Raw genomic sequence first — 13,468 nt, 5'->3', positions numbered from 1 at the left:
TGTTTACTGCTGCACCGGGTAATTTCGTGGGCCGAAAATGGCGGTACCGATACGTACGGTCGTTGCACCCTCGTCTATTGCTGTATTCATATCGCCGGACATCCCCATTGATAATGTATCCAGTTCGAATCCGGCTTCCTGCAATTGTCTGAACAGAGCCTTCATGGCACGAAAAGGTTTTCTCTGTTTGTCCGGATCGGTTTCGGGTTCAGGAATGGCCATCAATCCACGAAGTTTCAGACGAGGCATCACAGAAACCGCTTTAGCCAAACCGGGCAGGTTTTCCGGAGAGATACCGCTTTTACTGGTTTCACCGCTGATGTTGATTTGGAGGCAGATATTCAGAGGTGGAAGATCGGCCGGACGCTGGTCTGAAAGCCGTTTTGCGATTCTTTCACGGTCGACAGAATGGACCCAGTCGAAATATTCGGCGATGGCTCGTGTTTTGTTGCTTTGAATCGGACCGATAAAATGCCATTCCAGCTTCAGATCGGGATGATTCGTCCGTATGGAACGAATTTTCGCCACGGCTTCCTGCTCATAATTCTCACCGAAGGCATTTTGTCCGGCAGCGGCCGCTTCCAGAATCGCTTCAACAGGCTGTGTTTTGGATACGGCCAGTAAAAGAATACCGGAAGGATCGCGCTCCGCTTTTTGCGCGGCCTGATTGATGCGTTCTTTTACTTCCTTGAGGTGGTCTGTAATGATGGACATGATTGAAAAGACTTGAATAAACAAAGTATCGGCCTAATATATCTTTCTGCTCATTATATGACGAACGATTGGCTGATACCCTGATAAAATGGTATCCATGCAGTCCGGTCGGGGCGACCGGACTTGATACTGGAGATAAAAATGGCTTGGATGTGGTTGCTGGTTCTGGTTCTGGTTATTGTTGCCGTTGTTGTAAAAATCCGGCAAAGCTTGCGTGTTTTCATTATTCGGCAAAATCCCTTCGGTCGGACGCAGGACAATCACCCCTCAAACAATTCTCCCCGTCAGCCTTTATCATCATCCGGAAAATATTCTTCCGGTGAAGTTGAAAAAATGGTGAGTTGTGAATTCTGCGAAGTTTACGTGCCTGTTTCGGAAGCTGTGGAACGCTCGGGAAAGATATTCTGTTCTCATGAGCATAGCGTGGCTTATTTTGCCCGCAAGCGTTCATCCTGAATGGGGGCTCTCTTTTTTCACACAATAGACGATATGTGGCATTCTGAAGCCGTAATAGAATTTAACCAGTTTTCCGACTTTCTTCATGCCATTTCGGATAGCGACATTTTGTGAGGCTGTATTGTTGTCGCGGATGATAGAGTAAATTTCGGTCAGCCCAAGTGTCTGGAATGCGTATTTTTTGCACGCCAGAACTGTTTCGGTCGCATATCCTTTATGCCAGTAATCCTGGTTGAACAGGTAACCGATTTCATGGACTTGTCTTTTTCCCCATTTCTGGAAAGTAATCCCGGCTTGTCCGATCAGCTTGCCACTGGATTTGAGAATGACGGCCCATAAACCGAATCCATCGTCATGATAGCGTTGTTTTTGCCTGTTCAGCCAGATATGGACTTCTTCATCAGAGAATGCATGTTCATAGGCATACATGACGTTTTTGTTCTGGAGGATTTCGCACAGGTCGGCAAAATCGCTTGTTTCCAGTTTTCTCAGATATAACCGTTCCGTTTCCAGTATCATTTGAAAAAATGTCCGAATGATTTTAAATGAAAATCGTTGATTAATAATCGTCAATTCATGAATATCGATAGTAAAGGCTGGTGCATGACGGCCATGCGTCTTGATTCGCCGAATCAGAATGACCGTCCGGAAAATCAGGCGGTTGATTTGCTGGTCATTCACAATATCAGTTTGCCGCCCGGCGAGTTCGGTGGCCATTATATTACGGACCTTTTCCTGAACCGTCTTGATTGTGATCGTCATCCTTTTTTTAACCAGCTTCGGGCTCTGAAAGTCTCGTCACATTTTCTCATCAGGCGGAACGGTTCGCTGATACAGTTCGTTTCTGCCGACAAGCGGGCATGGCATGCGGGCGTTTCTTCATATCGCGGGCGCCAGGGATGTAACGATTTTTCCATCGGGATCGAAATCGAAGGAACGGATTATGTCCCGTTTGCACCGCAACAGTACGATACTCTGGTTTCGCTGACGGCCGCTTTATGCCGCCGTTATCCTCTGAAAGCCGTTACTGGCCATCAGCATATCGCTCCGGAAAGAAAGACAGATCCAGGTCCTTTTTTCGACTGGCATTGTTTCAGGGAAAAGCTTGAAAAGAAGAATGTACATTCTTTCAGAAATACACCTTTGGAATTCTGGATCGGATGATTTTGTCGTATCAAATGGACAGAAGGCGTTTCTCGATCTCTTCCAGGGTGGATTCCGGGAGGAAGACTTCAAGCAGTTTGCGTTTGCTTGAAAGGCCGTGTGAGATGACGATGTTTTTGCGTGGAATACGAAGTTTTTTCGCGATGAACTGAATGAGAGCCTCGTTGGCTTTACCGTCGACAGGTTGGGCCTGCAACCGTATGCGCAATACATCTCCTTTGGCAGATGCGATTTCCGATTTTCTTGCATTCGGACTGACTTGTACCGCAATCCGGAAGCTGTTTTTCGTTTTCGATAACCACGTTGCTGTCATATCAGGTTCGATAAAATCAGATGGGTGATTGTTCTGGAAACGATCTGCAACAGGAAAAATACGATCAGCGTTGAAAAATCGAATCCTCCCAATGTCGGAAGAAAGCGTCTGACAGGTTCCAGTAAAGGTCTGTTCAGGTCCCGGACAAACGATGCAATCGGACTGTAGGGATTGACCCAACTGAAAATGGCTTCAATAATCAAAAGCCCCATGAATCCGTATATGATCCAGTTCAACAGAGACAAAGCGACCAGGAAAAGAATGATTCTGGCTGAGAAATAGTTAATCAGCCAAGTATCAAACAGGGCGGAAACAACAGCCATCAAAATGGCGGCAACCAGTGTCGACCAGTCATAACCTGCCCATCCCGGAATGGTTTTCCGAAGTGGCCTGATGAACCAGTCGGTTAACTGGATCAGAAAATTGGCTATTTGAAAAGGAGGTCTTGCCCGTACAATTTGTATCCAGAATCGCAACAGGAACGCACCACCCAGTATCGTGGTGACAACGTCAACAATCATTTTCAAAATACTGTACAGCAAACGGTTTCTCCTTTTCTGCCTGTTTTCGTCGTTATCGTTTCAGTATGACGAGTCTAACAGGGACATGATTCAGAACATTGATCATTGGATAACCGGGATAGCCGGTTTTGATCTGAAACGATAATATGAGTCTGAAGATAATGAGTGTCAAGCGGGAAGAAAAAAGAAACGCCCGACAGGAAGAGACGGGCGTTTGATAGGATAAGAAGGGAGATCAGGAGCGGGAGCGAGCCTCCGCGGCGGCACTGGCATGCTGATTGGCATAAGACTGGTGAGCCGCTGCTTCCGCCTCGCCGACCTTGACCGGATACCCCATCTTCGACAAGACCGATCCCAAAGCCGACAGACACAACATGACATTGGCCGACTGGGCCGTATAACCCATCAGGCCGAAACGCCAGATCTTGCCCGCCAACGGACCCAGACCGGCACCGATTTCCAGATTGAACTCGGAGAGCAGTTTCGCCCTGACTTCCGCTTCATTGATCCCTTCCGGTACCATGATGGCACTGATCTGCGGCAAACGGTTTTCTTCCTTGACCAGGAATTTCAGTCCCATCGCCTCAAAACCGGCTTTCAGCGCCTGATAGTGTCTCTGGTGACGGGCCCAGGTGTTTTCGATTCCCTCTTCCTTCAGAAGCAGAAGGGCTTCATGCAGGGCGAACAGACCGTTGATCGGTGCGGTGTGGTGATAGGTCCTTACCGTGTTGCCCCAGTAGTTCAGGATCAGGTTCAGGTCCATGAACCAGCTCTGGACCTTGTCCTTGCGGCTGGTGACGTAGTCGATGACCCGGTCGGAATAGGTGACCGGCGACAGACCCGGGGTGCACGAGAGGCATTTCTGGCTGGCCGAATAGACGGCATCCAGATCCCAGTCCTTGACGTAAAGCGGACATCCCGCCAGAGAGGTGACGGCATCGACGATGGTCAGGCAGTCGTATTTGTGGGCGACTTCTGCAAGGGTCTTGGCGTCGGAGACGCAACCGGTCGATGTTTCGGCATGGACGAATGCCACAACCCGGGCATCCGGGTTTTTCTTCAGGGCGTCTTCCAGGGCATTCGGATCGACCGGTTCTCCCCAGGTACCTTCCACAATGATCGGGGTGGCTTTGCAACGCTCGACATTTTCGATCATGCGTCCGCCAAAAACGCCGTTGCGACAGACGACGACCTTGTCTCCCGGGGCTACCATGTTGACGAAACAGCTCTCCATGCCGACGGAACCCGGACCGGAGATCGGGTAGGTCAGCTGGTAGTCTGTCTGGAAGGCGTACCGTAACAGGGATTTGAGTTCGGCCATCATGTCAACGAAGGCCGGATCAAGATAACCGATGACGGGGAGACTCATTGCGGCCAGAACGCGCGGGTTGATGTTGGAGGGACCCGGGCCCATCAGGACGCGTTGTGGCGGATGGAATGAGGTGATTTTTTTATGCGAAGCTGCTGCCATGATTTTTTATGTCTCACTAGGAAATAAAAAGTTTGTCAGGTTGGGTTTTGGTGCCTGACGAAAATAACGTCCTGAGTTGTTATTTTCCACCATTTTCTGTTCCCGGAACAGGTTTGTTTATGTCTGCCGTCTCCGGCAGACACGCTTGTCGTTTTTTTGACGGTCAACACGGTTCCATTTTGACTTTGCCGTGTTCTTCTTCCATGGTTTTGGCCAACAGTTTGACCAGGGCATAGACGGAGTTGATGTGCGGGGTGGCTGTGTTGGTGATGCGGCCCAGTTCGACGACGGATCCAACCAGCGCGTCGATTTCGGGGGCTCTTCCCGCTTCCACGTCCTGCAGCATGGAGGTTTTGTGTTTGCCGACTTTCTCGGCTCCTCTTATCCGTTTTTCCAGCGGTACGCGGAATTCGATGCCCAGTTTGTTGGCGATTCTCTGGGCTTCTATCATCATGTTGCCGGCCAGTTCCCGGGATAACGGGTACTGGCAGATGTCGACCAGGGTGGAGTGGGACAGGGAACTGATCGGGTTGAAGCTCAGGTTGCCCCACAGTTTCAGCCAGATTTCGGCACGGATGTTTTCCAGTATCGGGGATTTGAAGCCGGCGCGAATGAAGGCTTCGGAGACTTTCTGGGCCCGTTCCGTGACGGTTCCGTCCAGTTCGCCGATCGGGAAACGGTCCCCTTCGATGTGTTTGACGACGCCCGGCGCGATCAGGGCGGAGGCCGGGTATACAACGCATCCCAGAATCCTCTCTGCCGGTATCTTGGCGCTGACCAGCCCGGTCGGATCCACGCTCTGGACGCGCTGGCCTTCGTGTGGCCCGCCATGTTTGTGGAAGTACCAGAACGGAATGCCGTTTTGCATGGTCACGACGACGGTGTCCGGACCGAACAGTTTCGGCACGTCGTTGGCCACGGCGTCTACCTGATGGGCTTTCAGGGCCAGTATGACAACGTCCTGCGGTCCCGCTTCGTCATAGTCGTTGGTCGCCTTCACGTTTTTGGCCACGTGCTCGGTCCCGTCTTCCATGATCAGTTTCATGCCGTCTTTCTTGATGGCTTCCAGGTTCGCTCCCCTTACTATGAAGGTCACGTCTTCACCGGATAAGGCCAGCTTCACTCCTACGTAGCCTCCTATCGCTCCGGCTCCTATGATCGCTATTTTCATGTTCTTTCCCTTTTTCTTCTCGTCTTCACCTGAATTTCTCACATGATTGATATGACCATTGTGAAATCACCAGACTTTATTTCGGTAAACAGCAAGTAAGGGTAAGTATAAAATGAAAATACGACAATTTTGGCAATTTCATGGATTAAATGGCTGGAAATATGAAAAAAATTTGAAAAAGGGGGCAGTTTGTGATGAGGTACCGTACAATGAATTGTACCGGAGGGGAAACGTTCCCGACCAAAATGGCGATATCTTCTGTCATTTTGCAGTTTGTTTTGCCTTGAAAGAGAACTGGGCAGCAAAAACATTTTTTGAAATAACGGTACAATATCTGCAAGTCAAAATGATAAGGAACTTGCAAACAATGAAGTTGCTGTATCACGCTGATAAATGAAGTCTCCAGTAGGGAATCCATATCGGATTCCGGGAATGAAAATTGAGAAAAAGGAGTGCGACGATGAGTATCCCAGCAATTGAAATCGGAATTAGCGACAAGGACAGAGAAGTCATCAGTAATGGTTTGTCACGGATGCTTGCTGACAGTTTTTGCCTGTATCTGAAGACTCACAATTATCACTGGAATGTCAAGGGCCCCATGTTCCAGACGTTGCATGTCATGTTCATGGACCAGTATACGGAACTGTGGAATGCACTGGATGAAATTGCCGAACGTATCCGTTCACTTGGCTTCCCTGCTCCCGGAACGATGTCGGAGTTTGCGAAATTGTCTGCCATCAAGGAAGTCGAAGGTGTTCCATCGGCAGAAGACATGATTCGTGATGTGATTATTGCGTCACAGACCGTTACCCGTACGGCAAGAGAAGTACTGGATCTGGCTGACAAGGCCAATGATCAGCCGACAATCGATCTGATGACCCAGCGTTTGCAGATTCATGAAAAGAATGCATGGATGCTGAGAAGTCTGCTGGAAAATGGATCGGATGATGCTGCCATGGTTTCCGGAAAACGCAAGAAAAAATAACGGAAGAAACAGAAAAGCCTTGCCGAGATGCAAGGCTTTTTTATCGGGTCATTCCTCGATCGTATCCTGTTCTTCAAGCGGGCGGAAAATGGATTGAAGATCTTCCGGCGTGATTTGAATGTGTTGCGCCTGTCCAGAGGACAACATGGCGCTTGCCAGGTCGGCTTTGCGTTGTTGCAATTCTTGGATTTTCTCCTCCAGAGTTCCTTTTGCGATCAGTTTGTAAACGAATACAGGTTTATCCTGTCCTATACGCCATGCACGGTCCGTTGCCTGATTTTCAACAGCGGGGTTCCACCAGGGATCATAGTGGATAACGGTATCGGCTGCGGTCAGGTTCAGACCGACGCCGCCGGCTTTCAGACTGATCAGGAAGACGGAAACTTTGCCTTCCTGGAAATTGCGGATCGCGGAAGCACGGTCGGCAGTATCGCCTGTCAGCAACGCATAAGGTATCCGGCGGACATTCAGTTCCGCTTCAATAAGACTCAACATGCTGGTGAATTGGGAAAACACGAGAATATGTCTTTTTTCCAGCAAAAGCTCTTCCAGCATTTCCATCAGTTCGACCAGTTTGGAAGAGGCGTTAGGGCTTTTCTTGTAAGCAGAACCTCTTAAAAGTCGTGGGTCACAGCAGACCTGCCGTAGTTTGAGAAGCGCTTCAAGAATAATGATCTGGCAATGTGCAATACCGTATTTGGCGATTTCGTCCTGGACTTTTTTATCCATCAGCTCACGGACAGATTCATAAATCTGGCGTTGATTGCTGGTCAGTTCAACATATCGGACCATTTCCGTTTTCATCGGCAGTTCCCGGGCGACTTTGTCTTTTGTCCGACGCAACAGAAACGGCTTGATACGGCGGTTCAAAAGTTCCTGCCGTGCTTCATCTCCCGTTTTTTCGATTGAATGACGGAATTCGCTATTGAATGTTTTCTCATTGCCCAGAAGGCCGGGCAACAGGAAATGAAACTGGGACCAAAGTTCGCCAAGATGGTTTTCAAGGGGAGTTCCGGTCAGACACAATTTGTGACGTGCCTTCAGAGATGACGCGATTTGCGTGGCTTTTGAACGGATATTCTTGATATATTGGGATTCATCCAGAATCAGGAGATGAAATTCGTGATTCAGCAATACCTCTTCATCTCTGGGCAACAAGGCATAGGTTGTCAGAACGATATCGGATTGTTTGATCCGGTCGAAGTGTCTTGAACGGTCCTTGCCCTGAAGCAACAGGACTTTCAGGGATGGAGTAAAACGGGCGGCTTCATCCTGCCAGTTACTCATCAGACTTGTCGGTGCAACGATTAAGGCCGGTTCTTTCAGACGTCCGGCTTCTTTTTCCAGAAGAATATGTGAAAGAGTCTGCAAGGTCTTGCCGAGTCCCATATCGTCGGCAAGAATACCTGCCAGGCCATATTCTCTTAAAAACTGCATCCAGGACAGCCCCTCGATTTGATAATCTCGCAGTGTGGCATTCAGTGAGACAGGGGGAGCGATGATTTTGACCCCGTTGAAAGCGAGCAGTTTTCTGCCCATTTCAAGTAAGAGATCGCCGTTGATCCATTGAAGTGGCAAATCGCGTTCAAGTTCGGCAAGACGTGCCGAATCGAGCCGGTGAAGCGGTAGGGAGGATCTGGGCTGATCAAGATAATGAAGTTCACCCAGAATCCGGAGAACCGGTCTGATCATTTTCCAGGGCAAGGCTACCCTGCTTTTGTCCGGCAAGGTGGCCAGCAATGAATCCGTATCCTGACGCCTCTCGAGATTTTTGTATTCGAAACTTTCGGGATATTTTTTGATAAGCGGATATAAAAGAGGAAACAGTGGAAAATGTTTCTTGTTGACGACAATGCCGATTTCCAAACTGAACCAGTCTTTATCGAGGTTCTCGTCATTTTCGTTGACACTGGCGTACCATTTCTGGATGTTTCGCAAATTGTAGCGATAGTCGGCCGATTTTTCGATTTTCCAGCCGGAATCTTCCAGAACACTCAAATTTTCCTGCGTGAAGTGCAACCATTCCGTGGGTGAATCCATGTCCAGTACTCCCTGAAGAGGATATAGCGGAGAGGATGTGTCGGTTACAGTACGGAATCCGAATGACAGGAGCATGTCACGCATCGCGTTTTCGGAAAATTCATCCCGGATGATCCGTTCGACGGCTTTCTCGTTTTTGGGTCGTATGATCGGCAGATCAGATCCGAGAAAAACAGATTGACCATCGTATTCGAATTTCAGTTGGGCATAGTCGAACCAGACGGGAGTCTCGGCTTCGTTGTGAATGACAGGTTTGCTTCCGAGATAAAGAACGGGATGAGGTTCAATATTTTCAAGAACTGTTTCTTCAAGTGCTTCAGGTACTGGAATAGTGTTCTCGATACCTTTTTCAAGCAGGAGCCGGGATACATTTTTTTTATCTCTGGCTGAAATGGGGGGTGCTTGGACAATCAGTTCCTGAATTCTGCTGATGGAGAAATATTCGGCATTATCCGGCAGGATCAGTTCACCGCAGGTGAGATTTTCCATATACCATGCCGGCTCGGTTGGAAGAATGTAGTCAATCGAGGTGGATGCACGGCGGCTTTTCGGTGCAGGAGAGACAAATTCCCAGCGTAATTTTATGGTTGTTCCGGTTTCGTTCCAGGTCAGTCTGGCTTGTCTGGGGGGAGCGGCACGCAGGGGAAAAACAAGACCTTTCGCGATATCCTGCAGCGCATTTGTCCAGAAAAGCCGTTGCTGGCCAATGAGTGTCTGAAGAAGCTGTGCGCCCAGTTTCCCTTTGGGTTCTGCCATATAAGGCGCTGATTGCCCTGAACCGAAACGAAGTGCCATGAAAAGGCGCAGAGATTCTTCATCTTCCTTGGCAAAATAATCCGGTTTCTCCGAAAAAAGTGTATCAGGTTCGGCCAGAGGTGATATCGATAAGAACTCTCCTGTCGGTTTGTAACGGGCACGGCAGATATTGAGAAAAAGGCGTTTGTCGGACTGATCGGGTGAAAGAACGAATAACAGTTTATAAGGTGATATGCTGTCCTGTTCCTTGTTGTCGAGTGCATCGGGAGATGATGGACGGATAGCGGTGTAAAGTCTTTGTACCCAGTTCGACAGTGGAGTGGCGGCCTGAGCGGTTTTGTTCTTTTGCCGGTTTTCGTTTTTCTGCAAAATCGTGAGAAGAACGGCCGCGACATGATGGCAGTTCAAAATCAGCGGGCAGGAACAGGTTCCCTGGAATTGAAGACCTTCTGTCGTGGATTTGACGAAAATATTCTGCTGATAAGTCTGGTTGCCGGATTCTTTGACCTGGGAACGGATCAGATTGCCAGAACGATGTATTTGTAAAACGCGTTTTTTCTGGGCGTATATCAGACCCAGTGAATATGCTTTTTGCCCGAATTGCCTTTTGATATCTTTCAGCGTGAAATTCATCATACCCATTACAACTGTTGAATCGTTTTTTCCGGCAGTAAAAAGAATACATTATCATTCATAAATCCGAAAAAGTAATGAATTTTCGTTTCCGGGCTGACCGATTTCAAACAGGAAAAACATCCGGGCAATCTGACGGTTTTGGCGTCGAGGCGCAAGAAGCCAGAAATTATCGTATGTGGTTTACCCGAAAAAGATGGCACATCGGCCGGAAATGGGTATTATCTCAGTTTCGTTTTTTCGGGGTGAATTATGGTTTCAACAATTGAGCGCCGTCTGGCAAAAGAGCTGGACGTTCCTGTCCAGCGAATTGCCGCGGCGATTGTTTTGCTTGATGAGGGGGCGACGGTCCCTTTCATTGCGCGATATCGCAAGGAAATAACGGGAGGACTGGATGACAGCCAGTTAAGGAATCTGCAGGAACGCCTGATTTATTTGCGTGAACTGGAGCAGCGCCGCCAGATTGTCATTGATTCCATCAATGCCCAGAACAGGATGACTCCCGAATTGTTGGCGGCCATTCACCAGGCCGGGGACAAATCGAGTCTTGAGGACATCTATTTGCCTTACCGTCCCAAACGCAGAACGAAAGCCAGACTGGCTGTTGAGGCAGGTTTGCTTGAACTGGCCGACAATTTGATAAGCAATCCTGAATTGGATGCTGAAGCAGAGGCAGTGAAATATATACGTCCGCCGTTTACGACGGATGAAGGGGATAATCCGGGTGTCGTTGATGTCCGGGCGGCGCTGGATGGTGCGCGCCAGATCTTGATGGAACGGTTTTCGGAAGAAGCCGGTTTATTGGGTATGCTCAGGGAATTCATGCATGAACATGGTGTCATCGTCTCGAGCGTGATCGAAGGGAAAGAGCATGAGGGATTGCGGTTTTCGGATTATTTTGACTATGAGGAATCCGTTTCAACGATTGCCTCGCATCGTGTGCTGGCCTTGCTGAGAGGACGGCGGGAAGAAATACTGACGGTCAGAATCCGGCTGGATTCCGAGCCTGACCGTCCACGCTGGGACGATCCGTTTAATCCGTGTGAATCGAGAATCGCTTCATATTTTGCTATTGCGAATCGGCACCGGGAATCTGACAAGTGGTTGATGGATACAGTCCGATGGTCCTGGCGAACCAGGATCATGCCGCATCTTGAAACAGAATTGATGGCGGACTTGAGGGAAACGGCGGAGGCCGAAGCCATTAACGTTTTTGCGAAAAATCTCAAGGCACTGCTTTTGGCAGCGCCTGCAGGTCCAAAAGTCACCATGGGGCTTGATCCCGGCATCCGCACTGGTGTGAAAGTGGCGGTAGTCGACAAGACAGGAAAGGTGCTCGATACGGCGACGGTTTATCCTCATCAGCCCAGAAACGACTGGCAGGGAGCGATCGAAACATTATTCGGTTTGGTCGGGAAATACGGGATTGAACTGATTGCCGTCGGTAACGGGACGGCTTCACGTGAAACGGACCGGCTTGCCAGGGAACTGATCGCTCTTTGCAAGGACCGAAAAATTGACAAGATCGTCGTTTCTGAAGCGGGAGCATCTGTTTATTCGGCTTCGGAATATGCTTCGCGTGAATTGCCTGATATGGATGTCACTTTGCGTGGTGCTGTTTCGATCGCAAGGCGCCTGCAGGATCCGTTGGCGGAACTGGTCAAAATCGAACCGAAATCCATCGGTGTCGGACAATATCAGCATGACGTGGCGCAATCGAAACTGGGACGTTCGCTGGATGCAACAGTAGAAGATTGTGTCAATGCTGTGGGGGTTGATGTCAATACAGCATCTGTTCCCCTTTTGACACGTGTTTCGGGATTGACGGAAGGGATTGCCGGAAATATTGTGCACTATCGTGACCGGAACGGACGTTTTGCCAGCCGGGCGGATCTTCGCCTGGTTCCCAGGTTGGGAGAAAAAACGTTTGAACAGGCCGCAGGTTTTTTGCGTATAACCGGAGGAGACAATCCGCTTGATGCATCTGCCGTTCATCCCGAGTCGTACCCGCTGATTGAGAAAATTCTGGATGATCTGGGAGTCGGTATTGAGACGGTAATCGGCAATCGCGAGTTGCTCAAAAAAATCAAACCTGAAAAGTACGTCAGTGAACAGTTCGGCCTTCCCACCATTACGGATATTCTGAAGGAACTCGAGAAACCGGGAAGAGATCCCCGTCCCGAGTTTGTCAGTGCACACTTCAAGGAAGGAGTCGAGGGAATCTCGGATCTGAAATCAGGGATGATTCTTGAGGGGGTTGTTACCAATGTGACGGCATTTGGCGCTTTTGTGGATATTGGTGTCCATCAGGATGGATTGGTGCATATTTCCGAATTATCGGAAAAGTATGTTTCCGATCCTCATCAAATCGTCAAATCGGGGCAAATTGTCCGGGTCAGAGTCCTTGATGTCGATATCAAACGGCAGAGAATCGCCCTTTCGATGGTTCTTGATAAAGGCAAGGGATCGGACAATGCTGTCCTAAAGGCGGCCGGCAGGAAAGACAAACCGGTCGGAAAACGGCAGGTAACTCATGAATCGGCAGGAAACGCCATGGCTGAAGCATTTGCCAAATTGCACGGGAAATTGTAAAAGCCTTACCGGGGATGCCGTCTCAGGGCATGTTGATGGAAACGGTTGCACTTTTGGGGAGAGGAGTCGTCATGAATGATGGACCAAGACGGTTGATTGTCGGAATAACAGGTGCCAGTGGTGCGGTTTATGGAGTCCGTCTGCTCCGGATTCTGCGAAACATAAATCATATCGAAACGCATCTGGTCATATCCGGCGCTGCCATATTGACACTTCGTCATGAAATGGGGTTGTCCGCTGCCGAGGTCAGTTTGCTGGCCGACAAGACATACAATATCGGTGAGATGGCAGCGGCGATCGCCAGCGGTTCTTTTCAAAGCGCAGGCATGATCATCGCACCCTGTTCCATGAAAACTCTTTCAGCCATTGCCAATGGCTTTTGCGACAATCTGATGACACGTGCGGCGGATGTCATGCTGAAGGAAAGGCGTCGTCTGGTTCTCATGGTCCGTGAAACACCTTTGAATCTGGTACATATCAGAAATATGCAATCCGTTACGGAAATGGGGGGGATTATTTATCCGCCTGTTCCCGCATTTTATTGTCATCCTCCGTCAATTGAAGCGATGGTCGACCAGACGGTCAGAAGAGCACTGGAACTCTTCGGCATCGTTGATGACGGAATCATCCGCTGGAACGGGATCATGTAATA

Annotated in this window: 13 protein-coding genes; 6 read left to right on the top strand and 7 right to left on the bottom strand. The window is 49.2% G+C overall.

Annotation, left to right across the window (positions count from 1 at the left end; translation table 11 throughout):
• Window positions 1–3 precede the first annotated feature (3 nt).
• Window positions 4–714, bottom strand: a complete 711-nt coding sequence (locus NB647_RS00845; protein ID WP_269264661.1) for a YggS family pyridoxal phosphate-dependent enzyme — start codon at window positions 712–714, stop codon at window positions 4–6.
• A gap of 141 nt (window positions 715–855) precedes the next feature.
• Between NB647_RS00845 and NB647_RS00840 the strand changes: the two genes are divergently transcribed.
• Window positions 856–1,170 carry a PP0621 family protein gene (locus NB647_RS00840; RefSeq protein ID WP_269264660.1) on the top strand — a complete coding sequence of 105 codons (315 nt, stop codon included), beginning with the start codon at window positions 856–858 and terminating at the stop codon, window positions 1,168–1,170.
• Here the strand turns inward: NB647_RS00840 and NB647_RS00835 are convergent.
• Window positions 1,162–1,689: a GNAT family N-acetyltransferase gene (locus NB647_RS00835; protein ID WP_269283669.1), complete on the bottom strand. Its 528-nt coding sequence runs from the start codon at window positions 1,687–1,689 to the stop codon at window positions 1,162–1,164. The genes NB647_RS00840 and NB647_RS00835 overlap by 9 nt on opposite strands.
• Window positions 1,690–1,746: 57 nt before the next feature.
• Between NB647_RS00835 and ampD the strand changes: the two genes are divergently transcribed.
• Window positions 1,747–2,334, top strand: coding sequence for a 1,6-anhydro-N-acetylmuramyl-L-alanine amidase AmpD (ampD, locus tag NB647_RS00830; RefSeq protein ID WP_269283667.1), 588 nt, complete (start codon window positions 1,747–1,749; stop codon window positions 2,332–2,334).
• Window positions 2,335–2,344: 10 nt separating this feature from the next.
• Here the strand turns inward: ampD and NB647_RS00825 are convergent, their stop codons facing one another.
• From NB647_RS00825 to NB647_RS00810, 4 genes are all read right to left on the bottom strand, one after another.
• Window positions 2,345–2,647, bottom strand: a complete 303-nt coding sequence (locus NB647_RS00825) for a DUF167 domain-containing protein (protein WP_269283664.1) — start codon at window positions 2,645–2,647, stop codon at window positions 2,345–2,347.
• Entirely contained in the window at window positions 2,644–3,168 is a 525-nt protein-coding gene (locus NB647_RS00820; protein ID WP_269283662.1) for a YggT family protein, read from the bottom strand. The genes NB647_RS00825 and NB647_RS00820 overlap by 4 nt, the downstream gene beginning before the upstream one ends.
• A gap of 235 nt (window positions 3,169–3,403) precedes the next feature.
• Window positions 3,404–4,639, bottom strand: a complete 1,236-nt coding sequence (locus NB647_RS00815) for a pyridoxal-phosphate-dependent aminotransferase family protein (protein WP_269283658.1) — start codon at window positions 4,637–4,639, stop codon at window positions 3,404–3,406.
• Window positions 4,640–4,802: 163 nt separating this feature from the next.
• Window positions 4,803–5,810, bottom strand: a complete 1,008-nt coding sequence (locus NB647_RS00810; RefSeq protein WP_269264654.1) for a 2-dehydropantoate 2-reductase — start codon at window positions 5,808–5,810, stop codon at window positions 4,803–4,805.
• A 112-nt stretch (window positions 5,811–5,922) separates the two neighbouring features.
• Between NB647_RS00810 and NB647_RS00805 the strand changes: the two genes are divergently transcribed.
• Window positions 5,923–6,207: a hypothetical protein gene (locus NB647_RS00805; protein ID WP_269264653.1), complete on the top strand. Its 285-nt coding sequence runs from the start codon at window positions 5,923–5,925 to the stop codon at window positions 6,205–6,207.
• 63 nt (window positions 6,208–6,270) lie between these two features.
• Window positions 6,271–6,795: a Dps family protein gene (locus tag NB647_RS00800; protein ID WP_269264652.1), complete on the top strand. Its 525-nt coding sequence runs from the start codon at window positions 6,271–6,273 to the stop codon at window positions 6,793–6,795.
• 48 nt (window positions 6,796–6,843) lie between these two features.
• Here the strand turns inward: NB647_RS00800 and NB647_RS00795 are convergent, their stop codons facing one another.
• Window positions 6,844–10,233, bottom strand: a complete 3,390-nt coding sequence (locus NB647_RS00795) for a DEAD/DEAH box helicase (protein ID WP_269283656.1) — start codon at window positions 10,231–10,233, stop codon at window positions 6,844–6,846.
• 243 nt (window positions 10,234–10,476) lie between these two features.
• On the opposite strand from NB647_RS00795, the gene NB647_RS00790 reads away from it, so the two are divergent.
• On the top strand, window positions 10,477–12,816 hold the full coding sequence (locus NB647_RS00790) for a Tex family protein (RefSeq protein ID WP_269283654.1): 2,340 nt from the start codon (window positions 10,477–10,479) through the stop codon (window positions 12,814–12,816).
• A 71-nt stretch (window positions 12,817–12,887) separates the two neighbouring features.
• Window positions 12,888–13,466, top strand: coding sequence for a UbiX family flavin prenyltransferase (locus NB647_RS00785; RefSeq protein ID WP_269283652.1), 579 nt, complete (start codon window positions 12,888–12,890; stop codon window positions 13,464–13,466).
• The last annotated feature ends 2 nt before the right edge of the window (window positions 13,467–13,468 follow it).

Source organism: Oxalobacter aliiformigenes (assembly GCF_027116575.1).
GTDB classification, from domain to species: Bacteria; Pseudomonadota; Gammaproteobacteria; order Burkholderiales; family Burkholderiaceae_D; genus Oxalobacter; species Oxalobacter aliiformigenes.
This window is presented reverse-complemented; position numbering and strand designations above follow the sequence as displayed.

Excerpts from the sequence above, each read along its gene's own strand:
- NB647_RS00815 (WP_269283658.1), bottom strand. The coding sequence starts at position 4,639 with ATGGCAGCAGCTTCGCATAAAAAAATCACCTCATTCCATCCGCCACAA.
- NB647_RS00805 (WP_269264653.1), top strand. The coding sequence starts at position 5,923 with ATGAAAATACGACAATTTTGGCAATTTCATGGATTAAATGGCTGGAAA.
- NB647_RS00800 (WP_269264652.1), top strand. The coding sequence starts at position 6,271 with ATGAGTATCCCAGCAATTGAAATCGGAATTAGCGACAAGGACAGAGAA.
- NB647_RS00820 (WP_269283662.1), bottom strand. The coding sequence starts at position 3,168 with ATGATTGTTGACGTTGTCACCACGATACTGGGTGGTGCGTTCCTGTTG.
- NB647_RS00785 (WP_269283652.1), top strand. The coding sequence starts at position 12,888 with ATGAATGATGGACCAAGACGGTTGATTGTCGGAATAACAGGTGCCAGT.
- NB647_RS00840 (WP_269264660.1), top strand. The coding sequence starts at position 856 with ATGGCTTGGATGTGGTTGCTGGTTCTGGTTCTGGTTATTGTTGCCGTT.
- NB647_RS00790 (WP_269283654.1), top strand. The coding sequence starts at position 10,477 with ATGGTTTCAACAATTGAGCGCCGTCTGGCAAAAGAGCTGGACGTTCCT.
- NB647_RS00810 (WP_269264654.1), bottom strand. The coding sequence starts at position 5,810 with ATGAAAATAGCGATCATAGGAGCCGGAGCGATAGGAGGCTACGTAGGA.
- NB647_RS00845 (WP_269264661.1), bottom strand. The coding sequence starts at position 714 with ATGTCCATCATTACAGACCACCTCAAGGAAGTAAAAGAACGCATCAAT.
- ampD (WP_269283667.1), top strand. The coding sequence starts at position 1,747 with ATGAATATCGATAGTAAAGGCTGGTGCATGACGGCCATGCGTCTTGAT.
- NB647_RS00795 (WP_269283656.1), bottom strand. The coding sequence starts at position 10,233 with ATGGGTATGATGAATTTCACGCTGAAAGATATCAAAAGGCAATTCGGG.
- NB647_RS00825 (WP_269283664.1), bottom strand. The coding sequence starts at position 2,647 with ATGACAGCAACGTGGTTATCGAAAACGAAAAACAGCTTCCGGATTGCG.
- NB647_RS00835 (WP_269283669.1), bottom strand. The coding sequence starts at position 1,689 with ATGATACTGGAAACGGAACGGTTATATCTGAGAAAACTGGAAACAAGC.